At 70.2% G+C, this 17,809-nt stretch carries 16 protein-coding genes; 8 read left to right on the forward strand and 8 right to left on the reverse strand.

What is annotated here, in order from left to right:
- Positions 1 to 49 precede the first annotated feature (49 nt).
- Complete coding sequence (locus Q7W82_RS15005) at positions 50 to 1,324, reverse strand: S8 family serine peptidase (RefSeq protein ID WP_242160491.1); 1,275 nt, start codon at positions 1,322 to 1,324, stop codon at positions 50 to 52.
- 108 nt (positions 1,325 to 1,432) lie between these two features.
- Here Q7W82_RS15005 and Q7W82_RS15010 point away from each other — a divergent pair, with 108 nt between their 5' ends.
- Positions 1,433 to 1,966 carry an RNA polymerase sigma factor gene (locus Q7W82_RS15010; RefSeq protein WP_242160492.1) on the forward strand — a complete coding sequence of 178 codons (534 nt, stop codon included), beginning with the start codon at positions 1,433 to 1,435 and terminating at the stop codon, positions 1,964 to 1,966.
- Positions 1,963 to 2,745: a hypothetical protein gene (locus Q7W82_RS15015; RefSeq protein ID WP_242160493.1), complete on the forward strand. Its 783-nt coding sequence runs from the start codon at positions 1,963 to 1,965 to the stop codon at positions 2,743 to 2,745. The genes Q7W82_RS15010 and Q7W82_RS15015 overlap by 4 nt, the downstream gene beginning before the upstream one ends.
- Positions 2,746 to 2,938: 193 nt before the next feature.
- Here the strand turns inward: Q7W82_RS15015 and Q7W82_RS15020 are convergent, their stop codons facing one another.
- The 3 genes from Q7W82_RS15020 to Q7W82_RS15030 form a co-directional block, all read right to left on the reverse strand.
- A complete protein-coding gene (locus Q7W82_RS15020) occupies positions 2,939 to 3,472 on the reverse strand; it encodes a MarR family transcriptional regulator (protein WP_242160494.1) in 534 nt (177 codons plus the stop codon).
- 142 nt (positions 3,473 to 3,614) lie between these two features.
- Positions 3,615 to 4,448: a DUF3298 and DUF4163 domain-containing protein gene (locus Q7W82_RS15025; RefSeq protein ID WP_242160495.1), complete on the reverse strand. Its 834-nt coding sequence runs from the start codon at positions 4,446 to 4,448 to the stop codon at positions 3,615 to 3,617.
- Positions 4,449 to 4,551: 103 nt separating this feature from the next.
- Positions 4,552 to 4,836: a GNAT family N-acetyltransferase gene (locus tag Q7W82_RS15030; protein ID WP_242160496.1), complete on the reverse strand. Its 285-nt coding sequence runs from the start codon at positions 4,834 to 4,836 to the stop codon at positions 4,552 to 4,554.
- A 218-nt stretch (positions 4,837 to 5,054) separates the two neighbouring features.
- Between Q7W82_RS15030 and Q7W82_RS15035 the strand changes: the two genes are divergently transcribed.
- Positions 5,055 to 5,261, forward strand: coding sequence for a hypothetical protein (locus Q7W82_RS15035; protein WP_242160497.1), 207 nt, complete (start codon positions 5,055 to 5,057; stop codon positions 5,259 to 5,261).
- 144 nt (positions 5,262 to 5,405) lie between these two features.
- On the opposite strand, the gene Q7W82_RS15040 is transcribed toward Q7W82_RS15035, so the two are convergent.
- Both Q7W82_RS15040 and Q7W82_RS15045 read right to left on the reverse strand, forming a co-directional pair.
- Positions 5,406 to 6,041, reverse strand: a complete 636-nt coding sequence (locus tag Q7W82_RS15040; protein ID WP_017909504.1) for a rhomboid family intramembrane serine protease — start codon at positions 6,039 to 6,041, stop codon at positions 5,406 to 5,408.
- Positions 6,042 to 6,049: 8 nt separating this feature from the next.
- Positions 6,050 to 7,606 (reverse strand): oligopeptide:H+ symporter, encoded by a 1,557-nt coding sequence (locus Q7W82_RS15045; RefSeq protein WP_160945994.1) that lies wholly within the window; start codon positions 7,604 to 7,606, stop codon positions 6,050 to 6,052.
- 422 nt (positions 7,607 to 8,028) lie between these two features.
- On the opposite strand from Q7W82_RS15045, the gene Q7W82_RS15050 reads away from it, so the two are divergent.
- The 3 genes from Q7W82_RS15050 (at position 8,029) to Q7W82_RS15060 (ending at position 13,194) form a co-directional block, all read left to right on the forward strand.
- On the forward strand, positions 8,029 to 9,801 hold the full coding sequence (locus tag Q7W82_RS15050) for a M14 family metallopeptidase (protein ID WP_242160498.1): 1,773 nt from the start codon (positions 8,029 to 8,031) through the stop codon (positions 9,799 to 9,801).
- A gap of 76 nt (positions 9,802 to 9,877) precedes the next feature.
- A complete protein-coding gene (locus tag Q7W82_RS15055; protein WP_242160499.1) occupies positions 9,878 to 12,130 on the forward strand; it encodes a glycoside hydrolase family 3 C-terminal domain-containing protein in 2,253 nt (750 codons plus the stop codon).
- Positions 12,131 to 12,306: 176 nt separating this feature from the next.
- Entirely contained in the window at positions 12,307 to 13,194 is an 888-nt protein-coding gene (locus Q7W82_RS15060; RefSeq protein ID WP_242160500.1) for an endonuclease/exonuclease/phosphatase family protein, read from the forward strand.
- A 454-nt stretch (positions 13,195 to 13,648) separates the two neighbouring features.
- Here the strand turns inward: Q7W82_RS15060 and Q7W82_RS15065 are convergent, their stop codons facing one another.
- Positions 13,649 to 14,260, reverse strand: coding sequence for a superoxide dismutase (locus tag Q7W82_RS15065; protein ID WP_242160743.1), 612 nt, complete (start codon positions 14,258 to 14,260; stop codon positions 13,649 to 13,651).
- 295 nt (positions 14,261 to 14,555) lie between these two features.
- On the opposite strand from Q7W82_RS15065, the gene Q7W82_RS15070 reads away from it, so the two are divergent.
- Entirely contained in the window at positions 14,556 to 15,026 is a 471-nt protein-coding gene (locus tag Q7W82_RS15070) for a ribonuclease domain-containing protein (RefSeq protein ID WP_242160744.1), read from the forward strand.
- Positions 15,023 to 15,466, forward strand: coding sequence for a barstar family protein (locus tag Q7W82_RS15075; protein WP_242160745.1), 444 nt, complete (start codon positions 15,023 to 15,025; stop codon positions 15,464 to 15,466). Before Q7W82_RS15070 ends, Q7W82_RS15075 begins: the two co-directional genes overlap by 4 nt.
- A 185-nt stretch (positions 15,467 to 15,651) precedes the next feature.
- Here Q7W82_RS15075 and Q7W82_RS15080 read toward each other — a convergent pair whose 3' ends face one another.
- The gene (locus tag Q7W82_RS15080) at positions 15,652 to 17,541 is read right to left on the reverse strand and encodes an ATP-binding cassette domain-containing protein (RefSeq protein WP_242160746.1); all 1,890 of its coding nucleotides are present in this window, start codon (positions 17,539 to 17,541) and stop codon (positions 15,652 to 15,654) included.
- Positions 17,542 to 17,809 lie beyond the last annotated feature (268 nt).

Consider the following 17,809-nt stretch of genomic DNA (forward strand, 5'->3'; position numbering starts at 1 on the left):
TCGAACGGCGCAGAACATCCCCGCCGCCACGGGCGCAGACAGAATGCGTTCAGCCGCCCGGCGCGCGCTGCAGCGCCAGGTCCGCGCCGAGCAGGCCGGCGCCATACACCGGATCGGTGCCGGGCGCACCGAGATCGCGCGCCTGCGCCAGCAACTGCGCGCGTACCTGCGCGGCCGCCTGCGGATTCGGCTGAGTCAATGCCTGCGCCGCCAGCCGCGCCACCAGCGGCGCGGCGAAAGACGTGCCGCGCTGCTTCTGCCAGCGGCCTTGCGGCGCCGCCGCGATCAATTCGCCGACCGCGGCGAAGGCCACCTGCGGCCCGCGCCCGGCCTCGGGCAACACGCGTGCCCGTGCATCCACCGCAGTGACGCCAATGACGCCAGGATAGGCCGCGGGATACAGCGGCGGTGCCGCCGGGCCGTCGTTGCCGACCGCCGCGACCAGCACGTGCCCGCGCGCGAGCATGCGCTGCACGGCGAGTTGCAGGGCGCGGTTGGCGCCGCCGATCAGGCTGATGTTGATGACCGGGACCTGGTGCTGCGCCATCCAGGCCAACGCCCCGACCAACTCGACCACGGTGCCGCCATCGGCCTGCCCGCAGTAGATGTCGGCCGCGTACAGCGTGCGCGCGAACGGCCCGTGCGCCACCGCGCGTCCGGCCAGCAGCGAAGCGACCGCCGTGCCGTGCGGCTGCGCGCGGACCTGCCCGTCGCAGCCCCAGGCGTGCACCTGCACGCCGGCCAGCGCCGGATGCGCCGCGTCCACGCCGCTGTCGATCAAGCCGACCACGAAGCCGCCCGGCGCGGCCCCCGTGGCCGTTGGAACAGCGGATGCGCTGGCCGCTGCCGGCGCAGGCGACGTCGCCGCCGATCCGCTGTAGACGTGGTTGTAGTCGTAATCGCCCTGCGGATCGCGCTCGCGCAATTGCTGCAGCGCACGGCGCGTGGACAGGCCCGACGGCACCTGCAGCACCACCAGGCGCAGGCCGACTTCGCCGAAGCTGCGTTGCTCCAGCACCACGAAGCCGGCCGTCTGCGCCGCCTGCAGCGCGGCCGGGTCCGGTTCCAGCGCCACCACCTGCCCGCGCATCACCACCGCGCCGCCTTCGTCGCGCTCCAGCCCGCGCGGATCGCTGCGCAGCAGCGCCTGCAGGCGTTTCAGCCGCAGCCGCTCGAGATCGCCACGCGCGTCCTGCAGCGATTCTCCCAAGCGATTCATGCCGCCCTGCATGCCCTGGGTGACGTCCCGCACCAGCCCGCCGGCCGACGGCAGCGCCAGCTGCGCCAGCGCCGGTGTCGCCACCGCCAGCCATGCCACGGCCATCCAGCGCATTCGCCTGCCCGTCGCCATGCCCCGCTCCGTCGTCCGCCCCTGTTGGCGTGCCACACTAATCCTGCCATCCCGACCCGCCGTGAACGCCGCGCCGCGCCCATGGAAGAAAACGCCTCCGCCGAACGTATCCCCCACATGCAAGGCGATCCCACGGCCGCCGTCGGCGACGGCATCTGCACGCTGCTGCCGCAACTGCGGCGCTTTGCGCGTGCCGTTGCCGGCCAGCGCGAGGATGCCGACGACCTGCTGCAGATCGCGATCGAACGCGCGCTGCGCCGTGCCGCGCAATGGCGGCCGGAGACGCCGCTGCAGTACTGGCTGTACGGCATCATCCGCCACGCCTGGATCGACGAAGTGCGGGCGCAGCGGCGACGGCGACACGTGTTCGTCGATGCCGCCGAGGGCGAACACGTCGGCGACACGCCGCTGGAGCGGCAGCAGGACTGGATGGCGGTGCAGACCGCGATGGCCGCCCTGCCCGAGGAACAGCGCCTGGCGATCGCGCTGGTGCTGATCGAAGGCCTGTCCTACAAGGATGCCGCAGCGGTGCTGGAGATTCCGCTGGGCACACTCACCAGCCGGCTCGCGCGCGGGCGCGAGGCCCTGCAGGCGTCACTGGAGGCGACCGCATGAACACCAGCATCGACACACTCACCCTGCAGGCCTACGCCGACGGCGAACTGGAGCCGGCGCAGGCCGCGCAAGTGGAAGCGGCGCTGCGCACCGACCCGCAGCTAGCGCAGGCGCTGGAGCGGTTGCGCAGCCTGCAGGCACGGCTGCGCGCCGGCTTCGCCCCGGTGCTGGACGAAGCCGTGCCCGCGCGCCTGCTCGCCGCTGCGCGCGCACGGCCGACCGACACGCCCAGCCAGGACGCCGCTGTCGCGGCACTGCCGCCCTCACCCATCCATGCGACGGCGCAGGCGAGCCGGCCGACGCCGCTGCGGCCGCGGGCGCGCCGCCGCTGGGCGCTGCCGGCGGCGTTGGCGGCGGCACTGCTGCTGGGGCTGTGGATCACGCAGCGACAATTGCCGCAGGGTGCCGCGCCCGGCCCGACGGTCGCGGCAACCCAGGGCGGTGTTGCCGAGGGCGCGCTGGCGCAGGCGCTCACGCAGCAACTGTCCGGCCAGCCCCAGGGCAGCGTGCGCATCGGCCTGAGCTTCCGCGATCGCGACGGCCATTACTGCCGCACCTTCACCGTGCCGCGCGCCAGCGCCGGCCTGGCCTGCCAGCGCAACAGCGCATGGCGGGTGGAACTGCTGGTGCCCGCCGACGAGGGCGGCGGTGGCGGCGGCATGCGCATGGCGGCCAGCCCGATGCCGGCCGCGGTGCTGCAGGCGGTGGATGCGCGCATCGCCGGCGAGGCGCTGGATGCAGACGGCGAGCAGCGCGCACGTGCGCACGGCTGGCGCTAGCAACAGCCCGACGCCCTGACTGCTCGGCCGGACAACGCGCCTTCGTATCTCTGGATCATGCCGGAACGCGTCCCGTAGGAGCGGCTTCAGCCGCGACGCGCGTTTCCGATGCGCCTGTCGCGGCTGAAGCCGCTCCTACGGCGCAGATCGCATCCCGCTCGATTGCCGCGGACGCAATGTCTTCGAGGTGCCCTCAGGGCAGCGCCGCCGGCGTCTTTGCGCCGTCGGCAGCGTCGAGGCCATCGATGCCGGCCAGCATCTTCTTCAGCAGCGCCTCCAACTGCTGCTGCTCGCCCGCATCCAGTGCGGCGGTTTCCGTATCGAGGAACGCGCACACATCCGGCAGCAGCCGCTCGATCAGGGCGATGCCGGCCGGCTGCAGGGTCAGCGCGACCTTGCGCCGGTCGTCCGGACTGGCGGTGCGCGACAGCAGCCCCTTGCTGCACAGGCTGTCGGTCAGACGGGTGATGTTGGCCGGCTTCTCGCCCGCGGCCTCGGCCACCTCGGTGGGGGTGATGCGCTGCTCGGGCGTGCCGTACAGCATCATCAGGATCTCGTACTCCGGCGGGCTGATGCCGTAGTCCTTGAGCACGCCGCTGGCGTTGGCATGCACGCGCTTGTACAGATGCTTGACCAGCCGGACCAGGACGGCGGGCTCGCGCGGGAAGGCCGGATAGCGCGCGCAGGTGTGCGCCACACGTCGCTCGGTCTGATCGAAACTGCCCATGAGACATCGATTGCAAGTGGGGTAGCCGTCAATCCTACCCATTGCGCCTCGCCACGACGAGGGCATGGGTTGCGTTCCCGCGCGCTGTCGACGCCATGCACCGGAGGCACACGCCGACGCGCAGCGGCGCGCCGGCGAACGCTCAGGCGGCGAACAGCGGTGCGTACTCCGGCGCCACCAGTTCGCGCAGCACGCTGGCCGGCACGTCCACGGTCTGCGTGCCATCGGCGTACGGTCCGACCTGGTACGGCGGGAACACGAAGCGCAGCGCGGTGATCTTGCCCGCCGCATCGACCAGCGGCTGGAACTGGCTGAAGTTGCTGGCCTGCGGCTCGGTGCCTTCGGCGATCATCTTGCTGGCGCTGCGCACCTGCTCCTCCTGATCCTCCGGCGGTACCTGCTCGGCATCGACCCGTGTCTGCACGGCCTGGCGCAGTTGCGCGGCGACATAGCCGGCCACCTGCTTCCAGTGCGACGCATCCGGGATCAGCGTCTCGGCGGTGAGCATGCGCTGCTGCTGGGGCAGCCACACCCAGCGCGCCACCAGCGGCTCGCCGTGCGCACCGCCGGTGTAGCGGCTGCCATCGGCGCTCAACGCCACCAGGTCCGGACGCTCCAGCAGCATCTCGAACTGCAGCGAGAGTTCGTAGGGCGCGCGCGGGCGATCGTTGCCGAGTCCATCGACCGCTTCCATCAGTTCGCTGCGCGCGCTCTGGGCATAGCGGTTGGCCGCGTCGGCCAGTCCCGGATAACGGTTGATCGATGGTGGGAAAGTGATGCCGACCACATAGCTGGGGCTGTGTTCGACGATGTCCTTGAGTTCCGGCGGCGCGGCCTGCGCCTGCTCCGATGCCGCCGGCGCGGTGGCCTCGCTCTGCGCCGGTGCCGCGGCGGGCGCCGGTGCGGCGGCCGGTTCCTCGCGCTTGCAGCCGGCCATTGCCAGCGCCGCCGCGACCGCCAGTGCCGTCCATGCCATCCGCCCATTACCCATCGTCTTTGCCCTGCTCACGTCGACTGCCCCTGTTCCTGCGATGTTTGTGGAAGTGCGCGCATTATCGCGCCGTTGCGATGCCGCACGCTCAACCGAGCAGCGCGGCGTAGTGCGGATGCCGCTGGATGAACACCGCCGCGTACGAACACGCCGGCACCACCTTCCAGCCTTGTGCCTGCGCGTGGTCCAGCGCGGCGGTGACCAGCTGCGCCGCCAGGCCGCGCCCGCCGATCGGCGTCGGCACCCCGGTGTGGGTGATGACCATGCGCCCCTGCTCCAGCACGTAGTCGAGTTCGGCGCGATGGCCGTCGACCTCCAGGGTGAAGCGGCGCTGTTGCGGATCGTGCGCGATCGGGACGTTGGCTGCGGACATGCGGAAATGGACGGGGCGCGGAGCACGCAGTGTCCGCTGCCGCTTGCCGCGGCCATGTGAAGCACCTGTGCCCCAACGCGTCATGCCGCCGACGCGGCGCGTCAGCCGCCCGCCGCTCAAGTCGTGCCGCGCGCGGCCGATACCGCCAGGACAGTCCGAAAACCTGGCATGGGAGTTGCACCTCCCATCACGCAGCGATCCAACAGGGAGCCACGCGCATGAGCGAGAACGAGAGCAAATACGACCAGGGCGACCACAACGCCTCCCTGCTGGAAGGGCTGTTCCAACTGTCGGTCAGCGGCGATCACCAGGGCGGCGAGTTCCAGCAGCTCGACGACGAGGTCTACCAGCGCCTCAAGCGCACCTACGAGAACGCCAGCATCGGCAGCGCCAAGGTGCAGCTGCGCGGGCAGCAGACCCGCTGAGCGCCGCCGGCGGCCACACGGCCGCCGCAGCCACCCATGCGCAATGGCGGTCGTGCACGGCCGCACCCACGCGCCCGGCGTCTCCCTCAACGTCTCAAAATCGCGCGGCGCCACGCTCCCACGTAGCTGCCGCCGCGCCGCGCATCACCCGCGGCCGAAGCGCGGGTTGGCCAGCTCGCCCAGGAAGTGCTGCAGCACCGACGGCTCCATGATCAGCAGGAACATCACGCCGAACGCCGCGCCGGCCAGGTGCGCGCTGTGGTTGACGTTGTCGCCGCCGCGGCGGTCCATCCAGATGCTGTAGCCGACGTAGAACACGGCATACAGGATCGCCGGGATGGGGATCGGGATGAAGAAGAAGAAGATCCCGGTCCACGGCGCCATCAGGATGAAGGCGAACAGCACCGCCGAGACCGCGCCGGACGCACCCAGGCTCATGTAGTTGGGGTTCTTCTGGTTCTTCAGGTAACTGGGCAGGATCGAGACCACCAGCGCCGACAGGTAGAACAGCGGGTACACCAGCATGTTGCCGGTCATCCGCTCCATCAGCACCTCGATCGGGCCGCCGAAGAAGTACAGCGTGACCATGTTGAACAGCAGGTGCGGGAAATCGGCGTGGATGAAGCCGTAGGTCACCAGCCGGTCGTACTGCTTGTGGCGGTCGATCGCCGGCGGCCACAGGATCAGCCGGTCGAGCAGCCGGCGGTTGTTGAACGCCGCCCACGACACCAGCACGGTGAGGACGATCAGGATCAGGTTGACGGGGGTGACGGAGGGCATGCGGGGTCTCAGGCGGGGCGGTAGTGGTCGACCATGCGATAGCGGCGCGCGTACAGCCCGAACAGCAGTGCGGCGACGAACGCGAAGGCGGCGAAGAAGAACATCAGGAACGCGGTCTCGCTGAGCCCGGTGCTGCCGATGTGGGCGGTGACGCGGTCATTGCGCACCGCCGCGTTGGACAGCAGCACCCACAGGTTGCCGACGGTGGTGGTGAGGTTCCAGAAACTCATCACCACGCCCTTCATCGACTGCGGCGCCTGGCTGTAGGCGAACTCAAGGCCGGTCGCCGAGACCAGCACTTCGCCGAAGGTCAGCAGCGCATACGGCAGGATCTGCCAGGCGATGGACAAGGCGTCGCCGCCGTCCATCATCACCTGCAGGCTGCCGACCACGATCCAGGCCAGGCCGCTGAAGGCGATGCCGGCGGTCATCCGCCGCAGCGCGGTCGGCTCGTAGCCGCGCCGGCGCAGCAGCGGGTACAGCACCAGGTTGTTGAACGGGATCAGCAGCATCACCAGCGCCGGATTCAGCGCCTGCATCTGCGAGGCGCTGAACCAGTCGGGCATCTGCATCTGCTGGCCCTGCAGCACCCAGGTCGAGGCCTTCTGGTCGAACAGCGAGAAGAACGGGGTGACCAGGGCGAACACCACCAGCACCCGCAGCACCGCGCGCACGCCGTCCACCGCCGCATCCGGGTGCACCGCGCGGGCGCGTTCCAGTTGCCACCAGGTGCCGCCGCCGATGCCGGCCAGCAGCAGCACCAGCGCCAGACACAGGCAGATCACCAGGCCCAGCGTCGGCACCAGCGCGAACGTGCCCAGCGCCAGCAGCACCGCCACGCCGGCCAGGGCCAGCCCGGGGCGGCCCTGCCCCGGCGCCTGCCGCAGCAACGCGGTGCGTACCACCTGGGCGAAGCCGTGCGGATCCTTGGGCGGCAGCGGCACGCGCACGTAGCGGTGGCGGCCGGCCCAGAACACCAGGGTCGCCACCAGCATCAGGATGCCGGGAATGCCGAACGCCCACGCCGGCCCCAGGTTCTTCAGCGCCAGCGGGATCAGCAGCGAGGCGAACAGCGAGCCGAAGTTGATGATCCAGTAGAAGGCGTCGAACACCACCTTGGCCAGGTGCTTGTTGCCCTGGTCGAACTGGTCGCCCATGAACGAGGCCACCAGCGGCTTGATCCCGCCGGCCCCCAGCGCGATCAGGCCCAGGCCGAGAAAGAAGCCGGTGCGATGGCCTTCGAACAACGCCAGGCACAGGTGTCCCGCGCAGTAGATGAGGCTGAACCAGAGGATGGTGCTGTACTTGCCGAAGAAGCGGTCGGCCAACCAGCCGCCGAGCAGCGGGAAGAAGTACACGCCGATCATGAAGCTGTGCATGATGTGCTTGGCCTCGGCCTCGCGGCCGGGCGCGGTCACTTCCTGCAGCAGCAGCGAGGTGATCAGGAACTGCACCAGGATGTTGCGCATCCCGTAGAAGCTGAAGCGCTCGCAGGCCTCGTTGCCGATGATGTAGGGAATCTGCCGCGGCATGCGCGCAGTGGCGCGCTCTTGCGCCGCGCTCATGCGGCGTGTCTCGTGGTGGCTTGGCTGCTCACGGGCCCTCGTCCAGGCAAAATTTTCAGAAGGTTACCCGATCGTTCCGGCGAATCGAACCGCCAGGGCGTGTCACCCATTCCCGAGGATGCCGCGTTGGGTCTGGCAGGCGCGCGGCCGGCGTTGCGTGGCGCAGCGCCCGACTGGCCGTCAGGTCAAGCCGCGCGGCGCCGGCCGCGCGCCTGCCAGGCCCAACCCGAAGGGCCGCGGTTGCGCGCCCGTGGCCGCGTCATCGCGCGGGCGTGGACGCGCGTCCACGTCCTCGCGCTTCCTTGCCACAGGCACGCGCAATTGCGGCGCGGCATGCTCGGGAATGGGTGACACGCCCCAGGGTGCTTTCGCAATCGGCGCGCTGCCCGCATCATGGGGGTCTGTCCCGAGACGGTGCCGAAATGATCCGAGCCAGGCTGGCCACCCTGCTGTTGCCGATGCTGCTGTGCAGCATGCCATCGCTGGCCAGCGAGGCGGGCCTGTCCACCGAAGCCGAGCGCAGCGGGTTCGTGCGCACCGGCCGCTATGCCGAGACCATCGCCCTGTGCGATGCGTTCGCGCAGCGCTATCCGCACGCGGTGCGCTGCTTCGACTTCGGCACCACGCCGGAAGGCCGGCCGATGAAGGCGCTGGCGGTGTCCACCTCGGGCGCGCTGGATCCGGCGGCCGCACAGGCGCGCACGCTGCCGGTGGTGCTGATCCAGGGCGGCATCCACGCCGGCGAGATCGATGGCAAGGACGCCGGCTTCCTGGCACTGCGCCAGTTGCTCGACGGCCAGGCCGCACGTGGCGCGCTGGACAAGCAGGTGTGGCTGTTCGTGCCGGTGTTCAACGTCGACGGGCACGAGCGCTTCGGCGCCTGGAACCGGCCCAACCAGCGCGGCCCCGAGCAGATGGGCTGGCGCACCACCGCGCAGAACCTCAACCTCAACCGCGACTACGTCAAGGCCGACGCGCCGGAGATGCAGGCGATGCTGCGCCTGGTCGAGCAGTGGGATCCGCTGCTGTACGTGGACCTGCACGTCACCGATGGCGCGCAGTTCGAGCACGACGTGTCGATCCAGGTGGAACCGCTGCACGCCGGCGACACCGCGCTGCGCGGCGACGGCCTGCGCCTGCGCGACGGCGTGCTCGCCGACCTGAAGCGGCAGGGCTCGCTGCCATTGCCCTACTACCCCTCGTTCGTGGTCAACGACGACCCGGCCTCCGGCTTCGAGGACGGCGTGCCGACGCCGCGCTTCTCGCACGGCTATTTCCAGCTGCGCAACCGCTTCGGCATGCTGGTGGAAACGCACTCGTGGAAGCGCTACCCCGAGCGCGTGCGCATCACCCGCAACACCATCGTCTCGGTGTTGCAGCAGGTGGCGCGGCACGGCGCGCAGTGGCGCGCCGACGCACTGGCCGCCGACGCGCGCGCGCAAGCGCTGGGCGGGCAGACCGTGGCGCTGGACTACCGCACCACCGACGCCTCGCACCTGGTGGACTTCCGCGGCTACGCCTACACGCGCACGCCCTCGCCGGTCTCCGGCGCGCTGATGACCCGCTACGACGAACGCACCCCGCAAGTCTGGCGGGTGCCGCTGCGCGACCAGATCGTACCCAGCGTCGAAGTCGCCGCGCCGCGCGCCGGTTACGTGGTGCCGGCGGCGCAGGCCGCCCTGGTCGGCGCCAAGCTGCGCCAGCACGGCATCGCCTTCCGCACCCTGGAGCATGACGCCAACCTGCCGGTGCAGACCTTCCGCGCCGACACCGCCAGCTTCGCCGCACGCTCCTCCGAAGGCCACCAGCGACTCAGCGTCACCGGCGCCTGGAAAGCGGAGACCCGCGCGGTCGGCGCCGGTGCGCTGTTCGTGCCGATCGCCCAGCCCAAGGCGCGGCTGCTGATGGCGCTGCTGGAACCGCAGGCGCCGGACTCGCTGCTGCAATGGGGCGAGTTCAACAGCGCGTTCGAGCGTGCCGAATACATGGAAGACTACGTCGCCGAGGACGTGGCCCGGCAGATGCTGGCCAGCGACCCGGCGCTCAAAGCGGAGTTCGAGGACAAGCTCGAACACGACGCGGCCTTTGCCAAGGATCCGCAGGCGCGGTTGGAGTTCTTCTACCGCCGCCACAGTTCCTGGGACGAGCGTTACCGCCTGTACCCGGTCATGCGCAGCGACGAAGCCCCGTCCTGACACGCGGTTCCGCCCTCCCCCGACTCCCCCCGATGCGCCTTCCCTTCATCTGCTTAGAGAGGCTGTTCGCCCCGATATGAAAACGTTTACAGGATCCCTTTGCCTGACCCTCGCGCTGGCCGCGCCCGCCTCCGCCGCGCCGCCGGCGACGGCCGCCCGCGCAGCCTCCGCGCCGAACGCCAGCGCCGCTGCGCAGCGCCCGTGGAACGATCGCAGCCTGTCGCCGGACCGTCGCGCCACGTTGCTGGTGCAGGCGATGACCCAGGACGAGAAGTTCCAGATGCTGCACAGCTACTTCGGCCTGGGCAAGGACGGCGGCCCGAAGCCGGCCGGCGCGCTCGGCTCGGCCGGCTACGTGCCGGCGATCGAACGCCTGGGCATCCCGTCGCAGCAACTGGCCGATGCCGGCCTCGGCGTGACCAATCCCGGCAACATCCGCCCCGGCGACCACGCCACCGCGATGCCGTCCGGCCCCGCCACCGCCGCCACCTGGAACCGCGAGCTGGCCTACGCCGGCGGCGCGACCATGGGCCGCGAGTCCTGGCAGCAGGGCTTCAACGTGCTGCTGGCCGGCAGCGTCAACCTGCAGCGCGACCCGCGCAACGGCCGCAACTTCGAGTACGCCGGCGAGGATCCGCTGCTGGCCGGCACCATGGTCGGCGAATCGATCCGCGGCGTGCAGAGCCAGCACGTGGTCTCGACCATGAAGCACTTCGCGATGAACGACCTGGAGACCGGGCGCAACACCCACAGCGCCGATATCGGCGAGCAGGCCATGCACGAGTCGGACCTGCTGGCCTTCGAGCTGGCGCTGAAGATCGGCCAGCCCGGCTCGGTGATGTGCTCCTACAACCGCATCAACGGCGTGTACGGCTGCGAAAACGACTACCTGCTCAACCAGGTGCTGAAGCAGGAATGGAAGTTTCCCGGCTACGTGATGTCCGACTGGGGCGGCGTGCACAGCGGTTCCAAGGCGGCGCTGGCCGGCCTGGACCAGCAGTCGGCCGGCGAAGTGTTCGACAAGGCGGTGTACTTCGACCAGCCGCTTCGCATGGCGGTGGCCGCCGGCACCGTGCCGCAGGCGCGCCTGGACGACATGGTCAAGCGCATCCTGCGCGCATTCATCGCCACCGGCAGTTTCGACAACCCGCCGCAGCACCAGCCGATCGACGATGCTGCCGGTGGACTGGCCGCGCAGCGCGTGGTCGAGGAAGGCACGGTGCTGTTGCGCAACGAGGGCAAGCTGCTGCCGCTGTCGCGCAACCTGCGCCGCATCGCGGTGATCGGCGGCCATGCCGACAAGGGCGTGATCGGCGGCGGCGGCTCGTCGATGGTCGGCGTCACCGTCAACGGCGGCAACGCGGTGCCGGGCATCGCCCCGACCACCTGGCCGGGCCCGGTGATGTTCCATCCGTCCTCGCCGCTGCAGGCCTTGCGCAAGGCCCTGCCCGACGCCCAGATCGACTACGCCAGTGGCGACGATCCCGCGGCGGCGGCCAAGCTCGCGCGCGCGGCCGACGTGGCCATCGTGTTCGCTACGCAGTGGTCTGCCGAGTCGGTGGACCTGCCGGATATCGCGCTGCCCGACAAGCAGGACGCGCTGATCGCCGGCGTGGCCAAGGCCAACCCGAAGACGGTGGTGGTGCTGGAGACCAACGGCCCGGTGGCGATGCCGTGGCTGCAGCAGGTGCCGGCGGTGCTGGAAGCCTGGTACCCGGGCATCCGCGGCGGCGAAGGCCTGGCGCGGCTGCTGCTGGGCGAGGTCAACCCGTCCGGGCGCCTGCCGGTGACCTGGCTGCGCGACGTGTCGCAACTGCCGCGGCCGTCGATTCCCGGCCTGGGCTTCAAGCCGGCGCAACCGGCCGGCAGCAACGTCGACTACAGCATCGAAGGCGCCAACGTCGGCTACCGCTGGTTCGCTGCGCGCGGCCTGGAGCCGGTGTATCCGTTCGGCTACGGCCTGTCCTACACCACGTTCGCCTACGCCAACTTCAAGGTGCAGGCCGACGGTCACCATGTCGTCGCCAGCTTCGACGTGCGCAACACCGGCGATCGCGAAGGTGCCGACGTGCCGCAGCTGTACCTGCGCCTGCCGCAGGGCCACCACACCCCGATCCGCCTGGTCGGCTGGGACAAGGTGATGCTCAAGCCGGGCGAGAGCCGCCACGTCAGCATCGTCGCCGAGCCCAAGACCCTGGCCGACTACGACCCGAAGAAGCGCCACTGGCATATCGCCGCCGGCAACTACGAGTTGCTGCTGGGCCGTTCGGCGACGCAGGTGGAGGCGCGCGCGCCGCTGCATCTGCAGGACGGCGTGCTGCAGCACTGAGCAAGGGCCGCGGCGCCGACGCCGCGTCCCGCCTCCCGCCCCGCCTCCGTGCCTGCGCGCCGGAGGCGGGGCGATATGCGCGAGTGCCACCTGCGCCGCAGCGATTGTGTGGCGGCTGCCGCAGCACCGCTGGCTGTATACGCAACCCTGAGACCCTGCGCCGTAGCATCGCCCGCATGACTCCCCGCGTCTTCCGATGGCATCGCACCGGCTGGCTGTTGCTGGCCGTGGCCGCATTGGCACAGGCGCACGTGGCGGCGGATGCGGCGCCCGCGGTCTCCGCAACGCCGGGCCCTCCCCTCACCGTGGTCACCCTCACCCTCGCCGGCGATCCACGCCAGGCTCAGGACGGCGACGACTGGAGCGCGCGCCGCGAGCGGATCGTCGAGGCCCTGCAGCGCCTGCATCCCGACGCCGTCGCGCTGCAGGAGGTACTGCAGACGCCGGAGTTGCCGAACCAGGCGCAATGGCTGGCTGCGCGCCTGGGCTACCACTGCCATTTCATCAGCCCCGATCCGCCGAGCCGGCCGCAACGCCGCGGCAATGCGCTGCTGACCCGCCTGCCGGTGCTGGAGGAAGCCGAAACCCTGCTGCATCCGCTGGAGGACTACAGCGTGGCCGGCCTGGTGCGGGTGGATCTGCATGGGCAGCCGGTGAACCTGTACTTCACCCGCCTGCACGCCGCGCGCGACGGTGGCGCCAGCCGTCGCGAGCAGGCCGAGGATCTGATGGCATGGATCGATGCCACCGCCGAGGACGTGCCATCGGTGCTGGCCGGCGGCTTCTTTGCCGCCGCACGCGCGCCCGACCTGGCGCCGCTGGCGGCCCGCTTCGAGGACGCCAGCGTGCGCGGCGAGGCGGCGCGCAACCGCATCGACGTGCGTGCGCCCGGCACGGCGGCGGCCGCCGACCATGTGTTCTTCGAACGCGGCCACTTCCGCCCAGTGCACGGCGCACGCCTGTTCGCGTCGGCGCCGGAGCTGCCCGCAGCCGGTACGCGCGGCCTGCTGATGGCGCTGCAGCCGCTCGACCCGCTGCCGGTCTCGCTGCCGCCGGTGCCGTAGCGGACGGCAGGCTGGGCGCGTTCATGCGCCGTGCGATCACGGCGGTGCGATGCGGCGGATGGGATGGACCTGCATCGACATGCCATCGGCCCGGAGCGATCGGGCACCACTAATGCCATGCTTTCGTCACGCATCGCGGCCTCTGTTGTAGGAGCGGCTTCAGCCGCGACGGGCATTCCCGGTAACGCCCGTCGCGGCTGAAGCCGCTCCTACAAATGACCTTTTGTCGTTGTTTGCGCTGCCCTGGCGACGCAGCAACACAAGCGGTCACCGATGCGGCGCAGACCGCCATCGCTGCGAAGCACACCGCGCACGCGCTCGAAGGCAACGCACCAAGCTGCCTCTCTTTACCTCGCAGCACACCCCGTCCGCACCTCCAGCGCAGCTGTCTGGCACCAACAAAAAAAAAGGCCGGGCGAACCCGGCCTTTTCCTAGTGCGATGCTGGCGCGCGATCAGCCGATCGCGGCGTGATAGCGGCGCTCCACTTCCTTCCAGTCGACCACGTTGAAGAATGCACCGATGTAGTCCGGACGGCGGTTCTGGTACTTCAGGTAGTAGGCGTGTTCCCACACGTCCAGGCCCAGGATCGGGGTGTTGCCCTCGAACAGCGGGCTGTCCTGGTTGGCGGTGCTCTCGACCACCAGCTTCTTGTCGGGGGTGACACTGAGCCAGGCCCAGCCGCTGCCGAAGCGGGTCAGCGCGGCCTTGGTGAAGGCGTCCTTGAACTTGTCGAAGCCACCCAGTTCGCTGTCGATGGCCTTGGCGACGTCGCCGCTGGGGGTGCCGCCGGCGTTGGGCGCCATCACCGTCCAGAACAGCGAATGGTTGGCATGGCCGCCGCCGTTGTTGCGCACCGGACCCTGCAGGTTCTCCGGCAGCGACTTCAGCTTGGACACCAGCGCCTCGATCGGCAGATCGGCGTACTCGGTGCCTTCCAGCGCGGCATTGACGTTGTTGATGTAGGTCTGGTGATGCTTGGTGTGATGGATCTCCATCGTCTGCGCATCGATGTGCGGTTCCAGCGCGTCGTAGGCGTAGGGCAACTTGGGGAGGGTGTAGGCCATGCGGTTCTCCTGGACTTTCGCCGTCGAAAGGACGAGCGTTGCGTGAGCAATGGTAGGGACGGTCGGCGGCCTTACCAAGGGCGCGGCCGGGGAAACATCGTCCCATCCCGCGGCGGCGGCGCCGGCCGGCCGTGCGAATCGGCGCCTACCATGCCCCACGCCCCGGTTAGTCGGATGTGAATCGCCTGCGCCACGGTCGTGACCGGCGGCGTTTAGAGCTGGAACAGGCAGGCCGGCCCATACTGTGCGCGATGGCGCCATGCCGCGCGCCGCTGCCGTTCCTGCAGGAGAGTCCATGCGCAAGCCCGTGCTGTTGATCGCCGCCATCGTGTTGCTGGTGGGCGGGCTGTGGGGCATCCGCGGGCTGCAGCATCCGCCGCACCAGCAGTTCGCGCCCTCGCTCGACGCGGCCGCACAGGCGCCCTACACCGCGCCCGGCAGATCCGCGCCCGCAGCCGACGCGGCATCGCCGGACCTGCCGGCGTTCCTGCCGCCCGAGGCGCGCGCCACGGTGGCGCTGATCCTGCGCGGCGGGCCGTTCCCGCATCGCCAGGACGGCAGCGTGTTCGGCAACCGCGAGAACCGGCTGCCGGCGCAACCGCGCGGCTACTACCGCGAATACACCGTCGATACCCCGGGCCTGTCGCATCGCGGCGCGCGCCGCATCGTCACCGGCGGCACGCCACCGCAGGTCTGGTACTACAGCGACGATCACTACGACAGCTTCCGCAGCTTCCAGGTGGACGGTGCGAGGCCGGCGCCATGAGCGGCTTCCCGTTCGCACTGAATTTGGCCGAGCCCGCCGCTTCGGGCGTCTACCGCGTGGCCAACCGCGACCTGGACAGCGTCGCCGCGCTGGCCCGCGATGCCGGCCTGCGGCTGTGCCGGATCGACCTGCACGGCTGCACCGGCAAGGCCATGCTGCTGATGCGGCTGGCCGCGCAACTGGACTTTCCGCCCGGCTTCGGCCGCAACTGGGACGCGCTCACCGACGGCTTGCGCGACCTGTCCTGGCTGCCCTCGCCGCGCGGCTATGCCTTGCTGCTGGAGGACGCCGGACAGTTGCAGAGCGTGGCGCAGCCGGCATTCGACGTGCTGCTGGAGATCCTCGACGACGTGGCCCGCGAGTGGGCGCAGGACGGCGTCAGCTTCGTCGCGTTCGTGGGTGGTGGTGAGGAAGCGGAAGCGCCCGCCGAGCAGGATTGACCTGACCGCGCTGCGTCGAACCGCTCGCACAAACAGGGCCGCCGCACGTACCCCCTTGTGGGAGGGGCTTCAGCCCCGACGCGATACACCCCAACGCCCGCGCATCCGGTCTTTGATCTCGGCAAAGCGGCCGCCGTGGTCGTTACCGCCACAGGCCCAGGGTGTTTGTCCCGAGCCCCGGCGCTTCAACCGTCCAGTTCGCTCCACCGCGCATACGCCGCATCCAGGTCCGCCTGCGCCTGGCTCAGCGCCTGCGTGTGCGCGTTCACCGCCGCCGCGTCGCGCTGGTAGAACGCCGGGTCGGTCATCGCCTCGGTCAGCGCCGCGACCTGCTGTTCCAGCGTTTCGATCCGCGCCGGCAACTGCTCCAGTTCCCGCGCGTCCTTGTAGCTGAGCTTGCGCTTGGCCGGCGCGGGCGCGGGTGCCGCCGTCACCGGCGTGGTCGCCGCGGCGGTGGCCGAGGCCTTGGCCACCGCCATCGCGCTGGCCGGCGCCGCCGGGCGCTGGCGCACCCAGTCGCTGTAGCCGCCGACGTATTCGCCGATGCGGCCGTCGCCTTCCATGACCATGGTCGAGGTCACCACGTTGTCGATGAAGTCGCGGTCATGGCTGACCAGCAACAAGGTGCCGCTGTAGTCGCCGAGCAGTTCTTCCAGCAGCTCCAGGGTTTCCACGTCCAGGTCGTTGGTCGGCTCGTCCATCACCAGCAGGTTGGACGGCTGCGCAAACAGCCGCGCCAGCAGCAGGCGATTGCGCTCGCCACCCGACAGGCGGGTGATCGGCGCGCGCGCGCGTTCCGGGGTGAACAGGAAATCCTGCAGGTAGGCATGCACGTGCTTGCGCTTGCCGTTGACCTCGATGAAGTCGCGGCCCTCGGCCACGTTCTCGATCGCGCTCCAGTCCTCGCGCAGGGTGGCGCGGTACTGGTCGAAGTACGCCACCTGCAGATTGGTGCCGGCGCGCACTTCGCCCTGGTCCGGGGTCAATTCGCCCAGCAGCAGCTTCAGCAGCGTGGTCTTGCCGCTGCCGTTGGGGCCGATCAGGCCGATACGGTCGCCGCGCAGGATGGTGGTGGAAAAATCCCGCACCATGCTGCGCGCGCCGAAGGCGAAACTCAGGTCCTTGGCCTCGATCACCTTCTTGCCGGAGGACTCGCCCTGCGCGGCCTCCATGCGTACGTTGCCGCCGAGTTCGCGGCGCTGGGTGCGCTCGCGGCGCATCGCTTCCAGGCGTCGCACCCGGCCCTCGTCGCGGGTGCGCCGCGCCTTGATGCCCTGGCGGATCCACACTTCTTCCTGCGCCAGCAGCTTGTCGAAGCGCGCGTTTTCCTGCGCCTGCGCATTGAGCCGCTCCTCGCGGCGGCGCTCGTAGTTGGCCCAGTCGCCCGGCCAACTGCTGACCTGGCCGCGGTCGATCTCGACGATGCGCGTGGCCAGGGCGCGCAGGAAACGCCGGTCGTGGGTGACGAACACCACGCTGCCGTTCCAGCCCTTGAGGAAGCCTTCCAGCCAGTCGATGGCCTCGATGTCGAGGTGGTTGGTCGGTTCGTCCAGCAACAGCAGGTCCGGCGACGACACCAGCGCCCGCGCCAGCAGCACGCGGCGCTTCATGCCGCCGGACAGCCGCGCGAACTCGGCATCGCCGTCCAGCTCCAGGCGGGTCAGGGTCTCGTTGACCCGCTGATCCAGGGCCCAGCCGTCGGCCGCATCGATCTTCGACTGCACCGCGCCCAGCGCATCGCCGTCGAACTCGGCCGCATGGCTGAGCCGGTGGAACTCGGCCAGCCAATGGCCAAGCGCGCCCAGGCCGTCGGCGACCACGTCGAACACGCTGCCGGCGGCGCCATGCGGCACCTCCTGTTCCAGCCGCGCGATGCGCACGCCCTGCTGGACCCGGACCTCGCCGTCATCGGGCTTGAGCTCGCCGGCGATCAGTTTCATCAACGTGGATTTGCCGGCGCCGTTGCGGCCGATCAGGGCGATGCGTTCGCCCGGCTCGATCGTCAGGTCAGTCTTTTCCAGCAACAAGGGGCCGCCGACGCTGTAGTCGAGGTTCTGCAGAGTGATAAGAGCCATCGCACCATTGTACGTGGATGCGCCCTTCGCCGAAGCCGAGCGTCGCCTCGCCTCCCTGCGCAGCGGCCATCGCCGCCGAATTGCGCGCATCGCAGTGGAGCGGCGTGGGGTACGGTTCGGCGCCGACGCCTGCGACGCGCCGATCGCAACCCTGGTAAAAGCGCGCATCGCGCCACAATTGCGACAAGCTTTGCCGGGCACGCCCGTCGCGGCTGAAGCCGCTCCTACGACGCGCAACGGGCATGACGCGATGCTCAGCGCTCGCCGG

Origin of the sequence: Xanthomonas indica (assembly GCF_040529045.1) — a bacterium.
Lineage (GTDB): Bacteria > Pseudomonadota > Gammaproteobacteria > Xanthomonadales > Xanthomonadaceae > Xanthomonas_A > Xanthomonas_A indica.